Genomic DNA, 21,296 nt, shown 5'->3' on the forward strand with positions numbered 1-21,296 from the left:
AGAAAAACTCACGATTTTATAGCATAAACAACGGCGACATTGACAGGGCGTGTTTCACCACCACCTGTTTTCTCCAAGGAAAGTTTGTGCGTGTGCGCCCCAGCAAAAGTTGTCGGAGACTCTATCGAAGTATTATAGAACATCACCTTCGCTTGTCCTGAATAAAGGCGTGCCAAATCATATTGCATCCCGGGCATATGATGCTGATGTGCACCTGATGAATCTGTTTTTCCCTCATGCGTATGCGCTTTAAAGGAATCTTCTTGCCTGCTTCCTAACACACGCCCTTTATCAATCTTGTTTCCACTATCCAGCCCCCGCAAAAACATTCCACGCAAATCGGGAACATTAAATGTTGTATCGCTATCTTTTCCCCATTTATCGCCTATTGCTTTGAACAATTGCGGATAATCTTTGCGCTTATAAGTAGCACCATCACATAAAAGCCAACCGTTTGGGACTTCTTGCATAGCAAAGGTCGCAATAAACCCACAAGGAAAGGTTTCGACCTTTGGTGGTGGAATAGGAGTGGGATTTAACAGATACCAGCCCTCAAGATCTTTTGTTGATGCGCCATCATTATAAACTATTTCATAAATACCGCCTCTTTGTAGTTCACTACCTTCTAATGGTACTATCCCCATGTTGGTAGCTTTATAGAGTAGTTTTTCTCCTATATTATTTATATTTATTGTCGTTGTGCCAATATTCATACCACGCGCCTTAAAGCGGATAATGATATCGTTTTTATATTTCACTATCGGTGAAACTGTCGTCAGCGTGATTGATGTGGTTTGTTCCTTTCCATTCACAATAAACTTTGAGTCAAGAGAACCACCATTATCGGCAAGATATTCACGTATACGCTGCATCATAGCCCGTGCACTATCATTGACAGAGCTAGGCGGCTGCCCTTCAGCCCAATTAATGATACTATCTGAATTCGCATTTTTATCAGCTGCGAGTGACCAGTCGTAAATATCAGACATGATAAGCCCCCGTTCTTCTTAATAGCTCTTCGCGCAATTGCTCTTCTTTTTGCCGCCCATAGGAACCAACAGATTGCCGCCTAGAGGGATCAATCAGAGGTGTTAAATCTATAGGGCGCCCAGTCGATTGCGAGAAACCCTCCATGACTGGTTGCTGCATCATTTGTTGTTGTGCCATCTGTGCCTGCTGTTTTTGTCTTTCCCCATTCTCTCTTATTAAATGAAGCAAACTAGCGAACCCCTTTTTAAGAGAGCCAGCATCAATACCTTGTGCTTGCAATGGTGTGGTTTCCATAACCTGTCCTGTCAGATTCTCTCCACTTTCAGGTGCCATCATTCTATTTGGCAATGGCGTGTTATATGCCATCAATTGGCTTCTCCCTTGATCATCCTGCCCCACTTGATTACCTTGAAGTGTCTTTTGAAGCCTCTCAACCCCACGCAAAGGACCCACCTCGTTTGGTGCTGCTTGCCCATTGCTTTGGTTTTGCTGTATCGTTCTCTTCAAAGCATCTCCCGTTTTATTATAAAGCCTATAAATATGATTCATAAAATCCTCTGCTGTAGCTTCCATGTTGCCACCGTTGAGTGTGACTGCTTGACGCCCTAAAAGCTGACTTGCTGGAATATGTGGATTTTTGATAAGTTTTACTGCCCCTGCTGGTCCTTGTTGGTGTGCGAGGTAAAGCTCTGCCTCTGATGGCTCTCTGCCTAATGCTGTAGCTAAATAACGCGTATTATCCTTCGTTAACCGTGCCATAGCATCGGTTGCTTGAAAGGGATCAAACTTGTTATTGAGTTGATAGTATTTTGCTGTTGAATCTAAAAATTGATACAGTCCTCCCGCACTGCTATTCTTATTTCTTGCATGTGGATTACCATTACTTTCTATCATAGCAACACGTTCAAGAAAGCTCTCTGGCAAACCATATTTTTGTGCTGCCTGTGAGATAGCACGCTTCACATTGGGATGAAAATTGATCATTAGTTTATAACCGTTCTATCAGCGCTGCCATTCAAAAGAATGCCAAGAAAATTGAAGAATTTTGTGTGGTCTTCTTTGGTTATTAAGCGTTTCTTTTCTGCTTCATGAAACTTCTTAATTAATTCAACGGCTTTTTCTCTTGCTAACCCAAAATCTCCTTTTTCCCGCGCTGTTATAAGCGCTGCAATATCTCTCTCAGTATCTTTATGGACGCTTGAGAGTTTGCGTCCAAATTTCCCTAAGAAATTTTTTACAACTGCCTTGATGAAAGCAATCTTTCCTATACCCATAGTCTGTTGTGCCCCCCTCTCTTCTACTTCACCCATATGGTTTGGCAATCGTGCAAAAAGCTTTGTTCTTTCCACTTCTGGTCGCAACACTTTCATAAGTTGCTTGGCTTTATCCTCACCAAAACTCTGCCGTAATTTTTCTTGACCATTCTGCGTGTCAAACAAACTCAAAAGACTGTGTTCAAAATTCTGTGCATTGCCTGCCGCATGTTCTACTTGCGACCGCATCCCTTTTTGAAACGCATCTTTTTCCATTAGCCCCAAATCCGAAAGTTGACTGTTGATTGTATCGAGATTAACGCTCTTCTTCAGCGCTTGCTCTCCCTGCTCGAGGGCATCACCAATAGTACGCTCGTCATAATAAATTTTCCGTGCTTTAGCATAATCTGGAGATGACGTATCCAAAACGTCTAGAATGCGTTGTTTGAAATCAGTCAAATCTCGAGCATATCCCCATTTTCCTTTGATACGTGCAGAATTAATTTGATCATCAAAAACCTCTTTCATCTTATGTAAAATCCGCATATTCAGTTTTGGATATCCATTGCTCCCTATAACTGTTGCATCCGCTTCATTTGGCATTTGCGCAATTGCTTTTTTATAGGCTTTTTGGAAGGCAGGAGTTTCTTGCAACCGCGATAAATCTTTACTGACAGCATTAGAAATAGGAGAAGCTTTCGCCCTCTCATAAAATGGTTCAGCCTTTTTCTGTGCTTGTTTGATAATCTCTTGCTTTAAATTAAGCGTATCTACTTTTGGACCCATCACATCTGTCAACGCATCCTTTACCCGCAGTACACTTGCACCTTGCCTTTCGTTCAAACGATTACTCACAAGTGAATATGTATCATAGTCTTTTTTTGCTGCCTTAAAAGCTCTTGTAGCAAGCCCATCGTGAAGATCAATAATCATTGAATCAGGACCACGCTGTTTTAATGCCCTTTCAAGCTTATCAACACCTTCATCCCCTAAAGTTTGGCTTACATCCCTAAGCGCTCTATCGCTTATCTGAAATGCCTCTTTTTCTACACTTTGTGTTACTGGTTCAGTTTTACCAAACAATTTTCCAACTGTGTTTTTGAGAGCCACAGGTGTTTTTTTAAGTGATCTTGTCGCAAAAGATGTTGCTTTTGATACACCACTGGCAACAGCTGGAGTTACAGCACCTAACCCAGCACCAAACCCAGCAGACACTAGAGTATCTGCAAGCCCTTCCCCCTCACCACTGCCTGCTATTCCACCATAAATGGCTCCAGTTTTTGCTGCACGCCCCAAGCTAAATTTTGCCGCCCCTTTACTTGCTACTGCTTTCATTGCTGCTTCACCTGCAGCTTTTGCCGCTGCCCGTTCCGCACCCTCTGCTAAAGCAGATTGCACCGCCCTTTCTCCTGCTGCTAAAGCTTTACTGGTTATTTGTGCTCCTGCAACACCAGCTCTTCCTCCCAGCACAACATCAGCCCCAATTGCCGCACGAGTAGCAGCAGTAGCCCCTGCCGCGGGTGGAAAGAGGGCAGAAGCAATTACGGGTGCTGCAGCACCCGCTAAATTCCCCGCAAGAGATAGATAAAACTGATCTCTATCTGCTGCTTTTTGATAATCTCGCCATCGCTTTGTCACTTCATTATATTTTTTGACTGCCTCTTTATCTCCCGTCCAATAAGCAATAGGACCTGCTTCTAATATTCCGGCTAATTCATCATCATACCCCATGGTTAACCCATGAAGAGCACCCCATCCAAAAGCACCCGCTGCACTTGGATGTGGATCATCTTCTTCTGTTGCACCATTATTTCCTGTAATGGAATCTCTTAGCTTTTCCTTATTCTTCGCGAAAAGTTCTTGAAGCTGTTCTGGTGTATAGTCACTTATATGCCCAATGACTCTTGTGTTTTTACGATTAATAAGAGGAGGAATTACTTCAGCCATTGGTTTGTTTCTCCTTAATGCGTCCATCACTATCAACGAACAGCGTGCCTTCTGGCAATGCTTCTATCTGTTTTTCTAGTGGATCATTTGACTGTGCATGATTCCCCTTATTCCCTTTATAAGCATCTTTCCCATAGGCGGCTCGAACGAGCTCGCTTGTTGCTTCTGCGCCACCAAAAAGAATTGCGCGCGTTGCTGCATTGGATTTGTTGAAAGTGTCAATAACTGTTTTTAAAGATTTCTTCATTTGCTCTGCGGAAAGATCTTGATACAGCGCCGCTACAGAGTTTTGCAATGCTTGCAATTCCATATTAGACAAGTTCCCAAAGCCAGATGCGCCATTTGGTGAAAATGCTTTTGCTTTTCTCAAGGCATCAATCCCAATATTCGCCTTTAATGAATCAAGCATATGCCCGAAATCTTTTGCCTTAAAACCAGGTATGAATGACTCCCAATAACCAAGGAAACCAGTAACATGCGGGTTCTCCTCAACAATTTTCAGCAATTCTTTAGATACCGAGAGTATACGATTTGATATGTCCTCTGTATCCAGAATTTGCATTTGTGTTTGTTGGTTTTTACGCTCCTCCTCCTTCTGTTCTTGAATTAATTTATGTTCTGCACCACTGCCTGCAATTGGCACCGCACGTATGCCACCAAGTGCATTTTTATCCTTAACATACATATAACCTGCTTCAGGCTTTGACAGCATGTTATCAGTATTCCCCTCTAATCCAGAAGCAGTGGAACGCTGTCCCCCTTGAACAGGTATAATTTTCCCTGTGCTTGTTGAGACTTGGAAAGTCATATCCTCAGGCAATCCCTGTTCCGCTTTTTCTTCTGATGTCAATGTTCTATAACCTTCTTGAGGGCTTAACGTGTTGCCTATAACTTTCATGGCAAGATCTGGATATTGCACGAGGGCTTGTGCGTCTTTATCACTATATCCTTTAGAGCGTAAAAACTCAAAAATTGGTCTATTTTGTGCACGTACATTATTGCCCTGCCGCATAACAAGCGCCGCATTTGAAAAACTTTCTTGCGGTGTTTTTCCTGATGCAAGCCCTGCAAAAAAATCCATTAAATGCTCGGAAAATTCTGATTTTCTAAAACGCTCCCATAAGCTACTTGGGTCTGCATCTTTATGGATAAAATTTCCAACTGCGTTTACATAATCCGTTGCCTGTTCGGGCTTAGCATTTGCTTTTAAATGTTCTTCTTCTGGAATGGGCGTATGAGAAAGTTTTTCTTGATTGACAGGGCTGCTCTCCTGCGGATTTTCTGCCATAGATCTGTTGTTGATCTGTGCGATATAATCCATCACATTTTTCTGCTGTCGCCCAGCTTCATCTCCACTCCCTTTATCAATGTTCCCAACAAATGGAGATTGAGGGATCATTGAAGCAACACCTCCCTGTTCTGAGAAGTCATGCTTTTGTTGCTCTGGCGCCTCTTGTATCCTAACAGTATCCTTTGAAACATCCGGCAAGGGGGGCATTTGGCGCTTTAAATCATCTGTAGACATAATCAATTCTGCTGGCGTTTTTTTTCCAACTTCTCCTCTTCCTGCTTGAGCACCGCGAATAAGCTCTGTAGGACTCAATTTTTGTGGAGTATTATCCCCATTGCTCGCATCAAAAGGATTTGTGCTAAAAGCAGCGCGTTCTAAAAAACTTGGCTTGTATCGTCCTTCTAAAGGCATGCTTGGAGGCGTAGAAAGCTGTTTGAACAAATGCCCTGGCAATTGAGGCATGACCTGATACATCAAAGGACGCAAAAATTTTGGATCAAACAACTTTAAAAGAGAATTTGTGTTTTCTTGTTCCATCACTGCACCCTTTCCATCTCAAAGCCAAGCTTGCCATAATCCACATGCAAAAAACCTGTCGCGTTATTGTAAAAAACAGCTTCAGGCTTTGACTTTAAAACGTCTTGCGCCATCACCCCGCGATAGCGCTCTGGATAGCCCTTGTAATTATACTCATAGAGTTTTTGTCCCTCTCGCTGCCCCACTTGCACGATATTTTCTTTCGCTCTGATGTCGCTAAGCCCAGCAAAAGTACCAAGTATGGTTCCCACATTTCCAACAATCTCCCATGGATTAGGTCTTGGCGGCGGAGTAAATGTCGTCATTTGTCCTGTTCGTGTTCCATAATTTCCAGCAACAGCCCCACCAACAGCAAGCAACTTACTTAAATGATCCCAATCAAGATTGTTCTGCTGCTCCCATTTTTGCCGCTCTTCATCCAATTGCCGTTGATGATTGGCATCAAGTACACTCCCTCCCGTCAACGCATTAAGATTTGCCTGACCTTGACCTTGAAAGAAGTTATTGGCGCCCGCCAACTGATTTTGGTTTGCTTGATCAATTAAGCTATTGGCATTCATCATATTGTTGACATCTTGGTTATATTGCTGTGATAAAGCTTGTGTTGCTATGCCCCCCAATTCATTAGCAAGAACGCCGGTATGTGCACCTGAACCATAACGCCCTGCCCCTGCTAGCGAACTGTTAATAGAGTTTGTCGCTTTATTTAACGTATTTTGAAGTGCTTCATTAAAATAAGGGTTGTTGCCTATCTGCTGCCCTGAAGCCATATTTTTTAAGTTTTGGCTTGTTGAATTTTGCCCTGTGGCTAATCCATTTAAATAATTGTTATCATAGTTATGCGTATTATTGGTAAGCCCATTAATCGCATTCTTTGTTTGATCACTTAAACCCGCAACACGCTGTCCATCATAAACCGCTTTTCCACTGCCTTGATTATAAAAAGTCATGGCATCTTGAGCTGCATGTTCAAAAATACCTTTTGCCCATGCAGGCGGTTCATTTGTTTGCGTCGTATTTTGGGTATTCTGGATTGGTTTAGACCTTTTTCCCATATTAAAGCTGCTTTCTATATTCTAAAAGATTAACGAGATATCCATGCGATTTAAGAGATTTTTTCCACCCACGCCTGCCTATGATGACAAGCTCTTTTGCCCCTTTTTCCTTGTAATAAGCTTCAATCTGAGTGATAAGCTTCGTTAGGGGCGCTCCTCCTTTCCCACCAAGCGTGACAATAACCGCCCTTAATGCTCCAGTGACGAGTTCCTGTAACTGTGTTGTGACATGCGCCATAAAATTTTCATGCGCATCAACGATAATCCAAAGAACTTTTTCTCCGTTCAAAATATCGTTTAAAATGATCTCTGTATTATAATCATCAGGGAATTTTTGATTAAAATACGCTATTGATTTTATGACATTGTCAAAATAAGGCGCCATTTGTTCAGCGCTCCATTTTTCTGTATTATAGATCTTAAAACTCATCTTATGCCTGCGGGTTTAAGGGTCACATCAAAGCCTGTTATATGCGTCCATGGCGTGCCTTCGGGTATTCTCAGACGCAAGGCGTGATAACGCGCTCGTGAACGGATATTATACATCCCATTATTATAGCCGGCATAACGCTCTCTAGCCCAATTTAATTGGTTCTTGTCATCAATGATAAATGCCGCCCCAACACTTAAAAGACCATTTGTTGTGTCAGCTTGAACAAAAGCCTCACTCATCAGGTTGATTTGCCTCCCCGTATCCCCCACAGTTTGTGAAGCAATGACTGCTTCCATCGGAGGACCTGCAAAAAAACCAAATGTGTTGTCTGGCGTAAAGGCTCCCAAAACAGGCGCGCCATTTTGCCACATTTTACTATCAAGAGAAGCTGGTAAATCTTTCAAGCTCTCTTCGACTGCATCTAAGCCCTCTAATGTATAACCAGCTGCAAAGAGGGGAAATAAGAGAAGGCTCTGCCCTTTAATGACACTCCATATCTGCAAGAGCCAATCATAAACATAAATATGCATCCCTTCCGTGTTGTCATTGAGAGAAAAATAAACACGAGAATAGACCGGATCAATACATGCCCTCATCTCATCAATGGCAAAATTATTGTAAAGTGTGAAGATAGTTTTATCGACTTTACCAAAACCAATAGGAAGCATTTCACCAACACTGTTGATTTGATAAAAACCATCATCAGATGCAAAGAAAGTACAGTCTCCACGGCTTGCAATTGCTGTACTGCTTTTCGCACCTATTTTGTCTTTTATTTTTGCAAAACTGAATATAATTTTGGATCCGGGCACAAAGGTTGCGTGATAAATAGCAGAGCGCATAAAAATAAGGGGATTGGTTGATTCCGTAGACCCTTGAACATATTCTCCATCGGGAAAATCTTGATAATCACAACTTTTCTCCCCAACTGTCCAGTGTGTTGCATCATTCAAACCTGACCACTGAACACGATTTGGCTTATCTGTTAGTTGCATCAGGCAAACAAAATCACCCCATACCCGCACAAGTCCAGCACGCGGCGGATTGCCGCTCAAATCACAAAACCTTTCATCCATTTTTAACGAAAGCATTTGTGGTGGGTCATTGCTATTAACAGCAATGATATGATCACCAAAGGAGGCAAAAGACCAAGGTGCGTTCTCATTGGCGTGATATTGTGTGTGAGGCTTGCTAATGTCTTTCCAGCCGCGCGTACTGTTGTCATATTCGTAAAGCTTTGTTGGTGCACCCACAATGATGCGCACACCACCCAATGAACGCACAGCATAAACCCCCAAAATCACATCCGGAAAAGGATCTGAGACCGGCACAACCATAGGAAACGGAATATACGAATTTGGTGCAGGCAAAACATTCACTATCTCATGAGAATAACCGCTATTAATAAATGCAACATCTGGTCTATACTCAGCAATAGGGATAAAGGTCATCAGAAATCCGTGTGTTGAATTTTGAACAGATTTTTGCGCCGCGAAGTCTCAATTCTCAATGCATCTAACTGCTCTTGGAACATGGCAAAAGCTGCCGCTGCCATCTGTGGTTCTTTAATAATATTGGTATAAATTTCATATTTTGCGCGGGTTTTGATCAATTCATAGGCTTCACAAAACCATATCGACGCTTCTTGTGCGCTCTCAATGTCTTTTATTCTCACAGGATCAAGAATAAGCCTAATGGAATAAACTCGGTCTGGTGTTGGATACAAGACAAGCTTTTGTTCAAAATAAGCATAGCGCATAGGCATGCCATTGTTACAATCATTCTCAAGATTCTCAATAACAAGCGGATCTACCTGCAAAAGCTTTGCTTTGCTGTGATTATTTTCATAAACGTAAGCATCAACAATCCGAACAGCACCTGTTACAGAGGGATGTGCCTCTGCACCATAACGGCTTTTGCCCTTTAGAGTGGTGAAAACAATTTCACGGCTTTCATTGAAATAAAAAGGCAATCGTTCACAAAAGCGAATGGCCGAAAATATTGCTCTTTGTACTTGATCAACATATTCATCGGTTTGATCATCTATTTCATCCTGAATATCGTTTAACATCTGGATAAAATTTTTATCCCAAGGAACAATGGTCTCTTTTTCTCCAATCGGACCACCTGTCTGTACTATTATTGTCATATCACCCTCTGCCAAATCTCTTGGGGCATCTTGTGTGGGAAGGGGACGCAAACAATAAACGCCCCCTTGCCTTTAACGATTAGTGTAAAACTCAACAATCACCTCAGCATCACCTTTGGTGCTTTTCTTGTCTCGTGTCATGTAAATCGCATTTTCAGCCTCTAGCGGAACATCTCGTTCCTCCATCGGTAGGTACAGATTGCTATTGGTAGATTGCGTAAGCCTTACATCTCCATAATCATTGCCATGAGGCTCTTTTCCAAATGTAGCTGTTACATCTTCAAAATCCGTCATGACATAAGCTGTAATACTTTTTATAAAAGCCCCACGGGGTAGAACGCCAATTTTCGTTATCAACCCTTGGTCTGTACATTTAACACGCGCCCGTAAAAAACTAACCTGCTGCGTAGAGTTGTTGCGTCCTTGCAAAACAGGTGGCAATCCCTCATCTATCATGCCAACAGTTTCAACGGTCTCAACGGTTTCATCAGGTTCCTGTGTAATTAGCGATTTTTCTGCCATAATTGTCATCCTTTAATAATTAGCTTGCTTCGGCAAAAGAAGGGATAACAATCGTGCCAAAGTCTTGTCCCCCTTGATCAGAATGCGGCAAGGTGTAGCGTGACTTTTTCATGCCGATAATGGTTTTTGCTGCAACCCCAAATTCACGTTGATAATCAAACAGTTCTTCAACAAGTTTATAGCGTGTTCCCCCTTTTCCATCACCTCCTGTTGCTCCATTACCAACGCGCCCATAAGCCATGATAACGCTTTGTGCACCAAGCAACACGGCACGGTGAACAGATGTTACAGGCTCTTGTGTCTTTGAATTGATACCATTGGGCACATGTTCAGCTTCACGTAAGATGACACCATTATACATCCCCAAAGAGCCCTCAAAAATTGGGTTCTTAGCTCCAGAGCCATCATAAGCCGCCTTGGTAATGTCTAACCATTGCCCACTCTTTGTATTGGTACGCAATTGAGTTACCTGTGTTGGGTGGAGATACATCACATATGCCGATTTTCCATCAACACGAACAGGGCGCAAACGTGGATTAGCAAGTTTAGCGCGTTCAACAGCCTGATCTATAAGATCTAATGTAAAAACATCGTCTTTTGTAAGTTCTTCATCAGTCTTTTTCTTAGCAGGGCGAATAATACGCAATTTGCTTGGCTCTAATGGAGCATTAAAACCATAATGTACGGGTTTAAGGGTTATGGTGCGTCCTTCGAAGTGAATCCATGGTGCTGTATAGCCTGCTGCCTGAATGAAGAACATCAAACTTAAGCGATCTGCATACCAATCAACAAGCCCATCCTTTGCTTCTGTTCGTAAATTAAATAAAACACGTTGTTGATCAATGGTGCCTTCATATTTTACACGTACAGCATGAGAAAGCTCATTGATGCGCACCTTTTCATTCATAAATTGGAGTGCTTCTTCATTGCCTTCCAGCGTTTGTCCCTCGCTAACGCCATCCCCCATAAGTTGGACGCGTAATCCGCTCGTCACAGAGTCACCAGCGGATTTTCCTAGCATATCCAATACTTGAATAATGCTGTTTTTGCCTTTTCCCATCAGCGGTGCAATGGGCAACGCTTTTGAAGTTTCTGTGTTTAGCATCTTAGCCCAAACGCCAACGGCTAATGGGTCATTAAGATTTACTTCTGTTACTGCCATTTCAATTAATGCCTTTCTTGGTTTTTAAAACTCGCCTTGCGGCACCCCCAAACGATAAAAATCACTTGGTTCTCTCTGTTGCGTCACCACGCACATCTTCATGCTCTGCTCATAATTTGTTCAAATTTTTCGGGATTTTTCTCAACCCATACAGCAAATTCGGCTTCTGGCATGGAAAAGAGCGTTCTCACATCCATACCGCCTGTTGGAACTTGTCCGCCGCGCGCTGTAAGCGTCCGCGCTGCTTGAGAGCGCTCTTGAAGAGCTCCTACTTCGTCCTTAACGGGCGCACCACTATACCCAAAAGCTTTTGCTTTTTGCACCAGCACCTCAATTGGGTTTATACCGGCTTTCTGACACTGCTGGCATATTTGGCGCAATTCAGCACCAATTTGCTGTTGCCGTGCCACAGGATCTTTCCATTGCGGATAAAGGCTTGCTTGCGCTTGGAGAACATTGTCTGCTCTTTCATAGAGGTAGTCCGTGATACTATCTAAATCTGGATATTTGTCTTGTACCTGCGCTTTGGCTTCCTCGAAATAATCCCCTAACTTTTGGCGTTCATATTCCTCTTGACTCATGCGCTCTTGGCTCTCTCTCATCTGAGAAAACTCATCAAGCAATTTCTGTTGTTCCTGTACCTTATGACTAAGCCATGCAACATGTGCTTTTGGGTCGTCTTCTAGGGAGGGAATATTTTTCTCATGGCGGCGCGTGATTTCTTCCTGCATTGCGGCATATTTTTGTGCAAGTTCAAGAGCCAATTCACGCGCTTCAATGGCGCTTTGTTCTGCCTTTTGGCGTGCTTGCCGCTCTTGCTCTAGTTTATCAAATTCTATTGCATCAGAATTTGGCTGCTCCTGAAGTGGTTCTACAGGTGGCTGTTCAGAACTTTCCTCTGCATCAAAAACTTCCTCAACTTGTTCAGGCTCGACCAACTCAACAGCATGATCACTGGCAAAATGTTCATCATAGATTGCTTGTTCTTCAGGCGTAAACTCTTCTTTCATCTTCTGTTCCTTCAATGTGCTATTATATTTTTTGTCAAAATTCGATAGTGTTCCAACTGTGCCTGTAAAGCTTTGCGTTCTAAATCACGCTGCGCTATCTCATTTTTTGCCTGTTGCAACTCAAGCTGCATCCGCGCTTGTTCTTGCTTCAAGAAAAGTTCAATATTTTTCTGCTGCAATGTCGCTTGTTTCTGCTGTGCGTCGAGTTGATAGAGTGTGCTCTTTGCTTGTGCTTCCTGCTGTAAAACAGCAATCTTTGCTTGTTGCTCTGGAGTTAATTGCGCCCCTTGGCTTTGTTGCATCATCTGCTGTTGCTGTTGTTCTTGTTGTGCTTGCTGTGCCTTTGCGGTTAAACTTGCTACAAGTGTTGCTGGCAATGGTGAAAGCTTAAGAAGATCTGGAATCATCTCCGGTGTTAAGAACCCACCAAGCAAAGGCAACATCTGCGTAATTATCGCAAAAGTTTTCTCTTTTTCATTGGGGCTTGTCGGTGAATCATCAACAATAATGTCATACTCAAGCGTCGTAACAGCTTCACGGGTTAACGGCACATATTGCGCATTCTCTTGTCCAGAAATACGCACCAAACGCCCATCAGAGAGATAATTCTGGATAAGATAAAGGATAATCTTTCCCTGTCTGCACCGATAAAGCTTGAGATTATCAAACAGCCCCGCAAGCAAATTAAGCGTTGATTGCCGGCGTGTATTTTCCAACACATTGGCTTGGTTGACCTCCCGTGTTCCGATAAACTCAGCCGATAACCCTGTTACATGCGTTATCGCTTCACGCGATTCATTAAATAGCTGGAAAAATCCATTGGGAAATTGTGCACTTGGCTTTGGTTGAATTTTCCCTCCTGTAAGCGCGCCATTTTTAACCCAAGTAATTGTATCCGTTCGCGCCCAACTTTCTAACGCTTGGCGATCATCATCGAAAGCGCCTCGTTCTGCCATCAAGCCACCCTTAGACTGGCTATTAAGGATATACATCACTTGGCTAAAATATTTATTCGACCATTTTTGTGGGTCTTTTGCGGGGCGAACAATCCCATAAAACTGGTTTTTAAGCTTATCCAACGTGCCTGTAATACATTCCCACCCAAGCTGTCCATCAGGCGTTAATGGCTTATCGGGCTTTGCTAAAAGGCGCCGTCCCAGAAAGGCTCTCCTGACCACTTTTTTATTAAATCCCACCCCTTGTAACTGTGGCATTACCCTTTGAAGCTGTTCAAACTCCTGTTTGCTATAGTTGCGCATCTGCCCTGTTTGAAGATCTAGCGCCTTGTAAGTGGTCTCATATTCAAACCAACGGCATTCAACCAGCGTAACATAGCGTTTCCCAGAACACGGCTCTGAGAGAGAATTCGCATTAGAACCATCATGATACGCATCAAGCGACACATGAGAATCCTCACAAGCGGTTGTACTATCGATAGCCCAATCGGCGTTAAGATCTTCAACAGCCACATCAGGAAAAAGACTTTTCGCATCCGCAACGGATTTGCGATCAACATACCACATACGCTGTGCATCAATGAGATTTGGTCTTACAGCATTGGCATCCCAAACCATTTTCAATGGGTCTAAACGTTGAACAGCGGGGGTTCCTTCAAGATCTGTTTCATAATCAAGCCGTGTATCTGTCCAGCCCATACCGCAAATAACCATATCCTGAAAAGCATCCGAATCCGCATATTCCGCCTCCGCCTCATCACGAAACCATTCTGCTGCTCCGGTTAGCAATTCATTGGATATTGCAGCTCCTACTTGCCGTGGTTGAAACTGCACTTCACGCTTGTTATTACGCTCTGCCCCAACAATTGCATTAACAAGGGGTGCAATACGGTTAAAGGTCATGACGGGGCGCCGCTGCGCCTTTAAAACCGCAAGATCTTCCTCTGCCCATTGACGACCATTATAAAAATCAAAATCTTCACGCGCCTGTTCACGCCATTCATTAACATGTTCAATATCTTCTGCGTACCAAGACTTTAAACGCTTATAGAGTTCATATTCATCGAGGATTGTCGTTTTTTGAAAGTCTTGATCTAGAATGCCATCCATGATGCCGCTTCTCTTTCCATCGTGCGATAACGCTCTTGCTTGGGTTTGACACGTGGTGCTTCATAAACAATGCACATCAATCCAAAGGCATCCGCCCCATGACTGGACCAATCATGCTCTGCCCCTAATCCAATACCCCGCTTCTCATCCCATTTCTCATGATACCAGTTCAGTGCTTTGCGCCCTGCTACCGTCATCTCTTCATTAAACCAAACAGACGGCAAAATACGCCGCACCGCCTCTATTCGCATCTTAACCGCCCCTGCCCCTTGATTAGGAACAACTTGCGTTTCAAAACCCGCATCATTTAAAGCACTCTCAAAACTTACATTGTGCACACGGTCTCTCGTCGCACCGTCATGGGGGAGAACCATCAATGCCTTCTCATAACCATTGCACCGCAACCACCCTATATGCTCCGAGAGCGGCTGTCCTTGCGCTTCGTAGTAATCAAGCACTCTGATTTCCTTGCCAATAAATTGTGCTATCCATATCGCTGTGGCATCTGCCTTAGCACCCGTGCCCCCAATGTCCCAAAAAGCACGGATTTGCATCAAGGGGTCACGAGCAACACGCCCTATCCGCCCCTCCTGCTCGGCTGCCAACATCTCTTTTTGATAATAAGCGCCCTGAACAGCCTTGAGATAATCCCCTTCCCAGATATGCTTATAGGTCTCGGGGCGGTTTCTCAGATCATCCAACCGCGCTTCATTCAAGATCTTGGGAAACTTCGGATTGTCTGACCAATTGATCTCAACACGCTTAATTGCCTCATTGTCTGAAAAGCGAAACCGCTTCTCAACGGGGGCATTCTCTCGCAATGGGTTCCATGTCACCCATAATTCTGCTCTCCACCCCTCTCCTTCTTCACGTAAAGTCGGTATAAGTGTTTGCCAAGCGGTCTCAGTGACGGGCTCCGCTTCATCAACCCAACAAAGCAAAATACGCCCCATAGACTTGATACTTGCAATATTGCGGTCAAGACCAGAAAACTGAAAGGCTATACGACCATCTATCGACTTAATCGAAGATTCCCCAACCTTGTAATAATCCTTTAAAAAATCATGCGCTTCAATGGCGCGTTTAATCTCCTCTAATGAACTTTCTGCTAGCGAGTTTTGAAACTGCCGTGCACAAAGGAGTGTGCCTGATATTCCTCCCATACCAAACTGATAGCCTTTTAAAGCAGCCATCAAAGCAAATGATCTTGTCTTTCCAGACCCTCTCCCTCCCCAAGCAGCACGCACCAAAGCCGTACCTGTAAAAATCGGTATAAGCTTTGGAACAATATTAATCTGTCGTGTTGTCATTGACCAAAGGCGCGATTTCTACACGCGTTATCATCTTAATGGCTCCCCCATCTTCTCCTGTCACTTGAAGAGGCAAAATCTTCCCCAACAATGCCAAATAAGCAGCGGGACATTTGAGTGCCTGTTTTTCTAGATAAGAGATCAAACCATCATCACCATATTTCTTACCAGCGCGCTCTGCTGCCTTAAGCACTGCCTCTTTCAGAATACGTGTCGTTTTATTTGGCACGCCTTTTACCCGCCCTTGACCTGCCTTTGGGGGCGTTCTTTTTGCAGGTTTCTCAGTGGTTTTCATGTGTATTTCTTTTTGTGAACAAGATAATAAAAAACCCCGCAAAAGCAGGGCTCTGAACAATCATATAAACTTATAAGAGAGGTAATACCTTTACCGTAATTCTAGACACAGTTCCGCTAGTACAGCAGCACCATAAAACACTATTTTTCATATCCTGTCAACAAAAAAATCACGATATTGTGTATTTTTTATTTTTTTCACCTAAATCTAGTGTCTTTAACAACCAACAACTCACAATTGTATTATCTAAACGAATCAATTATACAACTGATAATTAATAAAAAGCGGGGGCATTAATGTTATTTTTCAAAAAAGCTGCTTTATGCAGAATTAAAAAGATATTTACAAAAATATTTGTATTCAAAAAGAACATATTAACGATTGCGTTTTTTATGGCATATCTTTTGCTAACGGCACATGGTTATGCCAGTATAAATGAATTATTTTGTTCTAAAATAATTGAAAAACTGGATCTAGAAAAAAATGCAAAAGAAAATGCGGAAAGGGGATGGAGTGACACGCTGAAGTTTCTAAAAATCACTCTTAATGAGTGGGAAACAATAGCTCAAGAACAGGATGCCCTGACTATAAAACTACTCAATATGAGTCCAAGGCAGGATCAACAAAAAAATTATGGATTGTACACTATAATTCATACACGAAATAAAGCAATCAAAGCAAGACATGAGACAATACAATCCATTTTTAGCCTTGTTCAAAAGCGGCACATAGTTCTTCAAGCCATGGCAAAAGCATCTAAGTCTAAGCACACATCTGATGTGTTGAATTATGAGGCACAATTTTTTGAACTTCATCAGAATATTGAAAAAGTAAATAACATGATTGATGCACTAAGCAATGAAATTGATAAGATGGATCACCTTATTAAGAAAACTCTTAATCTTTAATATATACTTAAACTCCAGCCATAAAAGAAATAAATAATGAATTACTTATCAGCAAAAAAAATAAGTTACTTATTAGTCATAGTAATCAGTGGGCTTTTTCTTACCAACTGCGGACAAAAATCAGACGCAGATGAGAACCGCATTCCAAATAACCTAGCTGATGCAATTGATATGTTTGATGTTGGTCCTCGAAATTTATATGATCTTCCAAACGAAGTGCTCGAAAAATTTGATATTAATCGATACAATCTATGTAAAATGTTAAAACAGCAACATAAAGATTACTATGGTTATGATAAATTTCAAGATGTTGATTGTAATAGCTATAAGTGAAGAATAAAAATACTAAAAATCATAAAACCAAACAAATACTTTATATCTTTCTTATTTTTAGAAACAAAAAGAGGTACTTCTGCGTACAATAGAATGAATTATTTTCCTTAGTCTTTTACAAGGCGTTATACAGAGAAACGTTTCACGTCACATTGCTTACTTTAGCATCGTTCTTAAAGATGCATAAAGAAACTATGTGAGAAATGTTGATAACTTGGCGAGCACTTCGTTCATAATCATGGAAGGAACTGTTTCCATTTTCCTTCCCTGACGCGCTGCTATATCGAGAGCTCGTGGTTGATCACAACGTATCACACCTGTTGTATGTAATCCTGTTCCTGCTAATGAGACAGCAAAACCTGCTGTTCTCGCAAAATTTCCTCCCCTTGTAATAGGTAAGACAATTGGTGTTTTCGTGACACGATTAAACGCCTCCGGTGACACAACCAGTACAGGACGCGTTCCTTTTTGCTCATAACCAGAAGTTGGGTCAAGCGATACAAACCAAATTTCGCCCCGCTTCATTACAAGAGCTCTCTGCCAACAGGCTTGGCATCAAACCACTCCATATCATCATTCGCAAAATCGTCCGAAGGATTACATTGCGCTAACAATTCTTCAAGAGTATAGCTAGGGAATGCCTGTGGTTTTACAACCAATTGTCCATTGTCAATAGCCAAACCCACTTGCGTGTTTTCAGAAAGATGAAGAACATCAAGCAATGCGGGCGGTATAGAGAGCATAACTGACCCTCCAACTTTACGTAATTTTGTTGTGTGCATAAAACACTCCCTTTAATATTATATAAAAATATAACATTCTAGTGCATATTCTTCAAGAGCTTTTCATGCTTTTATGGGAAAAGAACAATACAACATTTACCATTTAGTTTTTCTGTCAAAATATTTATGAAGCGCGTTAAGAGCGACCCGCAATGAATTCACAAGATGTGGTAATGTTTTGTCTTAAAGAGAGCGAAAGAGGCGGAAAACCACCCCTTCGCACCTGACCCCTATATTACAAGGGAGCGGTCACTGTTTGCTCACAGCGCCGTATCTGAGCTAAATATACATCTATCGCCTGCAATTGTCAATGATTGGGGTGGGGAAGATATTCCCACATTAAGCTAATAACCTTATTAAACTCTTCTTCTGATAGCCTAGGAATCCGATCAGTTGCACTTAATCGACTAACAGCAACTGTCGTCAAATAATTACATATAATCCATGATGATTTCATACTTGGAAGTGATTTTATGAGATAGGCTGCATGGTTATCAGGCTGTGATTTAGACGTTAGAGGCAAAACCGTTACACATATCCATTTAACTTGGAGGTCTTAGAAATAACCAATATAGGACGTTGTTTCCAGAATTCTGGTAATTGAGCATCCTCTGGAAAATCACACCAAAGAATTTGCCGAATACGTGGAGCTGCTTTCAAGCGTGGCTTTAAACGTGGTGGTTGTATTTCTCTCATAACCGATTTCATCCATTGAGAATAAATCTTGTATTCCTATGATTCCAATATCCATAAAGAGCATTAAGAGCAACCCGCAATGAACTCACAAGATGCGGTAGCTCCTGATCTTCAACAACAAGATATTGTATTGCTGCATAAAGATTATACTGTCTATAGAGGTGTTGTGTTTCTTTTATCACCTCTTGCATGTTTGAAAACTGTTCTGTTGCAAATTCAACCCATTTTTCTCTTGCTTTGTCATCAGAAGATGATGGTATTTCATCATAAACAGCGCTTGGTAAACCTTTTGCACACAAATAGTCATTTTTCACTTCAAGATATTTTTGTGCAGCATCATACTGATCTTGAGTAAGCACGTCTTGCAAACAAAGCCGCCCAATATAGGTGCCAGAAAGCGGATTTTTAGCATCTTCAATCGTCAAACCAAAGCGTTTAGCACGCATTTCAATCGCCAATTGATTAACAGGATCTTGACGTACTTTCACTTGTGAAATGTAAGCATCTTTCTTTTTCATACATCCCCTAATCTGTGGGAGCCCACATGCTTCTCTTTGTTATATTTTATCAATCAAAATGGTATGCTGTCATTAAGAGATGCACTATGATCAGCAGCACCTGAAGCGATAGCATAATTTTGAGAAGTAACGGAAGAAGGGGCAGATTGCTCTTTCTTTGCATCAAGCAAATACAACTCGCCTTTGAATTGTGGTAAGACAATCTCTGTTGTGTAACGGTCATGCCCATTTTTATCTTGCCATTTGCGTGTTTGTAATTTTCCTTCTACGTAAACTTTTGAACCTTTATTGAGATACTGAAGCGCTATTTTTGCTAAATGTGGATTAAAAATCACCACGGAATGCCATTCAGTTTTCTCTACTTTTTGATTGGTATTTTTATCCGTATAGCTCTCAGAAGTTGCCATACGAAAATTAACCACCTCTGCACCAGAAGCCATTGTTTTGCTTTCGGGATTAGCACCTAAATAGCCCATTAACATCACTTTATTTAGCATGTTTTTTCTTACCTTAAATTTGTATTTTAATACATACAAAATCTTAGAAGAATTTGCGTATTTATTCAATTATTTCAAAAGGATATTATTGTTTTTTAACATATAAAATTATGTTTACGGTGTATAAAATAAGGAGATCAAGGTATTCTATTCTGCAAGCACCGTTTTTTTTCTACTTTCTCCATGAGTTCATTGCACTTTGTCAGATCTTGTTGTGAAAGAGACTTAAAAATTCTAACAAACGTGTTAGAAATTTCATGGTTAAGTGGGTCAGAAGAGTTCATTGTAAAATTCTTACGACAAATATTTGCTTCTCTTCTCAAGATAGAAGCCGTTTCTTCATTTAAAGCATATTTCTCAATGATCTTTTCTTCCATGTCAGCAGGTATAGGCTTTTTGCCAATTTCTACAGAAGATAAAAACGCTATAGATACGCCTAATTTCTTAGCCATATCTAATAAACGTTCTGTTCGATCAATACGAATTTTACGTAAGGTTTTGCCAAATGGTGTAAGCATTTGATTCAAGCTCCTATTAATGCAATCAAGCGGTTTTCAATGATTTTTTGATGTTTTGGTTGATTTCATCTATGAACGTTGAGAAGAGACGACGCCATTTAATCTAAACAGTTTTATAAAATCGGAAATTTTACTATGGCTTTATAATGGAACACTGCAGCGTAAGGATAGATATGTTTATTAAACTGCGTGTATGTAACATAAGAAACAATACACAAACTAAAAAGTAATACCAAAGAGCAATATCTGAGTACCAAAGTACAGTATCCAATGAAAAAGAAAGCTTATGCTCCACGTAATTAGAAATAACAGATAAAGAAACCGTTTCTTTATAACTACTTGGGAAAATTAAAACGACAAGCGCTAAGCTTATTAGCTTTAAAAGTCTATGCATATACTGTTGTAAATCACGTGTTAATATCTTCCAACCTGTTGTATTTCCGCATTTGTATTTTGGGTTGCTCTGCAATTCAGAAGGAATATTGGAATTGCATAAAATTGCAAAAACCGTTGTGACTATTACCAAAGAAACAGATGCGAATGTCAAAATACTCTGAATAAAATCAAGATTTTTTTTAATTCCTAAAAAACATAAAAATATAAAAGTTATAATACCAAACAAGGCTCTTAGCTGTTTATCTGTAAACATATTTATTTCCTGCGGTTTTCGATAATTTTTTGATCTCTTTATTGATCTCGTCTATAAGAGGCTCGTAATTCAAAACGCTTCTAGGAACATTACCACCGTAAATCCACGCTTTTACTTGCGCCTTGGTACTAAAATCTGCATTTTCTGGTATGGTATAATACTGACCGCCATCAAACTTTTCACACTCTCTTGTGCCATCAGGATATTCGTAGAGGTTGTAAAAATACTCTTCCGCTCCATCACCCCAAGGCACATAACCAACAGCCGTTGCAATAAATTTTTTGTGCATTAATTGCATTGATTGTTTACGTTTTTTAAAGAATCGTCGTTTTAATATTTGCATACTTAATCCATAATTTTACCAATGGGTTATTT

The 21,296-nt window shown here is 41.3% G+C and carries 25 protein-coding genes; 2 read left to right on the forward strand and 23 right to left on the reverse strand.

The annotated features are described in order from the left end of the window. Nucleotides 1-8 precede the first annotated feature (8 nt). From QHG54_RS03565 to QHG54_RS03630, 14 genes are all read right to left on the reverse strand, one after another. Entirely contained in the window at nt 9-989 is a 981-nt protein-coding gene (locus tag QHG54_RS03565; RefSeq protein ID WP_406604456.1) for a tail fiber protein, read from the reverse strand. Next, nucleotides 982-1,974, reverse strand: a complete 993-nt coding sequence (locus QHG54_RS03570; RefSeq protein WP_317992929.1) for a transglycosylase SLT domain-containing protein — start codon at nt 1,972-1,974, stop codon at nt 982-984. Before QHG54_RS03570 ends, QHG54_RS03565 begins: the two co-directional genes overlap by 8 nt. Next, nucleotides 1,974-4,190, reverse strand: coding sequence for a hypothetical protein (locus QHG54_RS03575; protein WP_406604457.1), 2,217 nt, complete (start codon nt 4,188-4,190; stop codon nt 1,974-1,976). The genes QHG54_RS03570 and QHG54_RS03575 overlap by 1 nt, the downstream gene beginning before the upstream one ends. After that, nucleotides 4,183-6,018, reverse strand: a complete 1,836-nt coding sequence (locus tag QHG54_RS03580; RefSeq protein WP_317992927.1) for a hypothetical protein — start codon at nt 6,016-6,018, stop codon at nt 4,183-4,185. Before QHG54_RS03580 ends, QHG54_RS03575 begins: the two co-directional genes overlap by 8 nt. After that, entirely contained in the window at nt 6,018-7,073 is a 1,056-nt protein-coding gene (locus tag QHG54_RS03585; RefSeq protein WP_317992926.1) for a tail fiber domain-containing protein, read from the reverse strand. Before QHG54_RS03585 ends, QHG54_RS03580 begins: the two co-directional genes overlap by 1 nt. Nucleotide 7,074: 1 nt before the next feature. Continuing rightward, nucleotides 7,075-7,458, reverse strand: a complete 384-nt coding sequence (locus QHG54_RS03590) for a hypothetical protein (RefSeq protein WP_317994023.1) — start codon at nt 7,456-7,458, stop codon at nt 7,075-7,077. A gap of 41 nt (nt 7,459-7,499) precedes the next feature. Beyond that, entirely contained in the window at nt 7,500-8,957 is a 1,458-nt protein-coding gene (locus QHG54_RS03595; protein WP_406604458.1) for a hypothetical protein, read from the reverse strand. Beyond that, nucleotides 8,957-9,655, reverse strand: a complete 699-nt coding sequence (locus QHG54_RS03600) for a hypothetical protein (RefSeq protein WP_406604459.1) — start codon at nt 9,653-9,655, stop codon at nt 8,957-8,959. The genes QHG54_RS03595 and QHG54_RS03600 overlap by 1 nt, the downstream gene beginning before the upstream one ends. 72 nt (nt 9,656-9,727) lie before the next feature. Next, on the reverse strand, nt 9,728-10,177 hold the full coding sequence (locus tag QHG54_RS03605; protein WP_317992924.1) for a hypothetical protein: 450 nt from the start codon (nt 10,175-10,177) through the stop codon (nt 9,728-9,730). 19 nt (nt 10,178-10,196) lie between these two features. Beyond that, nucleotides 10,197-11,339, reverse strand: coding sequence for a N4-gp56 family major capsid protein (locus QHG54_RS03610; RefSeq protein ID WP_406604460.1), 1,143 nt, complete (start codon nt 11,337-11,339; stop codon nt 10,197-10,199). Nucleotides 11,340-11,437: 98 nt separating this feature from the next. Further along, complete coding sequence (locus tag QHG54_RS03615; protein WP_317992922.1) at nt 11,438-12,349, reverse strand: hypothetical protein; 912 nt, start codon at nt 12,347-12,349, stop codon at nt 11,438-11,440. A gap of 11 nt (nt 12,350-12,360) precedes the next feature. Further along, nucleotides 12,361-14,415 carry a portal protein gene (locus tag QHG54_RS03620; RefSeq protein ID WP_406604461.1) on the reverse strand — a complete coding sequence of 685 codons (2,055 nt, stop codon included), beginning with the start codon at nt 14,413-14,415 and terminating at the stop codon, nt 12,361-12,363. Further along, the gene (locus QHG54_RS03625; protein WP_406604462.1) at nt 14,400-15,725 is read right to left on the reverse strand and encodes a PBSX family phage terminase large subunit; all 1,326 of its coding nucleotides are present in this window, start codon (nt 15,723-15,725) and stop codon (nt 14,400-14,402) included. Before QHG54_RS03625 ends, QHG54_RS03620 begins: the two co-directional genes overlap by 16 nt. After that, nucleotides 15,706-16,020 (reverse strand): hypothetical protein, encoded by a 315-nt coding sequence (locus tag QHG54_RS03630; RefSeq protein ID WP_317992919.1) that lies wholly within the window; start codon nt 16,018-16,020, stop codon nt 15,706-15,708. The genes QHG54_RS03625 and QHG54_RS03630 overlap by 20 nt, the downstream gene beginning before the upstream one ends. 296 nt (nt 16,021-16,316) lie before the next feature. Here QHG54_RS03630 and QHG54_RS03635 point away from each other — a divergent pair, with 296 nt between their 5' ends. Both QHG54_RS03635 and QHG54_RS03640 read left to right on the forward strand, forming a co-directional pair. Next, entirely contained in the window at nt 16,317-16,928 is a 612-nt protein-coding gene (locus tag QHG54_RS03635; protein WP_406604463.1) for a hypothetical protein, read from the forward strand. A gap of 36 nt (nt 16,929-16,964) precedes the next feature. Continuing rightward, nucleotides 16,965-17,261, forward strand: coding sequence for a hypothetical protein (locus QHG54_RS03640; RefSeq protein ID WP_406604464.1), 297 nt, complete (start codon nt 16,965-16,967; stop codon nt 17,259-17,261). Nucleotides 17,262-17,453: 192 nt separating this feature from the next. On the opposite strand, the gene QHG54_RS03645 is transcribed toward QHG54_RS03640, so the two are convergent. From QHG54_RS03645 to QHG54_RS03685, 9 genes are all read right to left on the reverse strand, one after another. Continuing rightward, nucleotides 17,454-17,786, reverse strand: a complete 333-nt coding sequence (locus QHG54_RS03645) for a type II toxin-antitoxin system PemK/MazF family toxin (protein WP_317992917.1) — start codon at nt 17,784-17,786, stop codon at nt 17,454-17,456. After that, complete coding sequence (locus QHG54_RS03650; protein ID WP_317992916.1) at nt 17,786-18,043, reverse strand: AbrB/MazE/SpoVT family DNA-binding domain-containing protein; 258 nt, start codon at nt 18,041-18,043, stop codon at nt 17,786-17,788. The genes QHG54_RS03645 and QHG54_RS03650 overlap by 1 nt, the downstream gene beginning before the upstream one ends. A 307-nt stretch (nt 18,044-18,350) precedes the next feature. Then, nucleotides 18,351-18,566: a hypothetical protein gene (locus QHG54_RS03655; RefSeq protein ID WP_406604465.1), complete on the reverse strand. Its 216-nt coding sequence runs from the start codon at nt 18,564-18,566 to the stop codon at nt 18,351-18,353. 5 nt (nt 18,567-18,571) lie between these two features. Next, on the reverse strand, nt 18,572-18,739 hold the full coding sequence (locus tag QHG54_RS03660) for a hypothetical protein (RefSeq protein ID WP_406604466.1): 168 nt from the start codon (nt 18,737-18,739) through the stop codon (nt 18,572-18,574). 8 nt (nt 18,740-18,747) lie between these two features. Beyond that, nucleotides 18,748-19,257: a hypothetical protein gene (locus QHG54_RS03665; protein ID WP_317992914.1), complete on the reverse strand. Its 510-nt coding sequence runs from the start codon at nt 19,255-19,257 to the stop codon at nt 18,748-18,750. Nucleotides 19,258-19,310: 53 nt separating this feature from the next. Continuing rightward, nucleotides 19,311-19,754 (reverse strand): single-stranded DNA-binding protein, encoded by a 444-nt coding sequence (gene ssb, locus QHG54_RS03670; RefSeq protein ID WP_406604467.1) that lies wholly within the window; start codon nt 19,752-19,754, stop codon nt 19,311-19,313. 137 nt (nt 19,755-19,891) lie between these two features. Beyond that, the gene (locus QHG54_RS03675; protein ID WP_317992687.1) at nt 19,892-20,272 is read right to left on the reverse strand and encodes a helix-turn-helix transcriptional regulator; all 381 of its coding nucleotides are present in this window, start codon (nt 20,270-20,272) and stop codon (nt 19,892-19,894) included. A gap of 133 nt (nt 20,273-20,405) precedes the next feature. Continuing rightward, nucleotides 20,406-20,921 (reverse strand): hypothetical protein, encoded by a 516-nt coding sequence (locus QHG54_RS03680; RefSeq protein ID WP_317992688.1) that lies wholly within the window; start codon nt 20,919-20,921, stop codon nt 20,406-20,408. Then, on the reverse strand, nt 20,908-21,264 hold the full coding sequence (locus QHG54_RS03685) for a hypothetical protein (protein WP_406604468.1): 357 nt from the start codon (nt 21,262-21,264) through the stop codon (nt 20,908-20,910). The genes QHG54_RS03680 and QHG54_RS03685 overlap by 14 nt, the downstream gene beginning before the upstream one ends. Nucleotides 21,265-21,296: the final 32 nt, after the last annotated feature.

The organism is Bartonella gliris (genome assembly GCF_045277155.1).
Taxonomy (GTDB): domain Bacteria; phylum Pseudomonadota; class Alphaproteobacteria; order Rhizobiales; family Rhizobiaceae; genus Bartonella; species Bartonella gliris.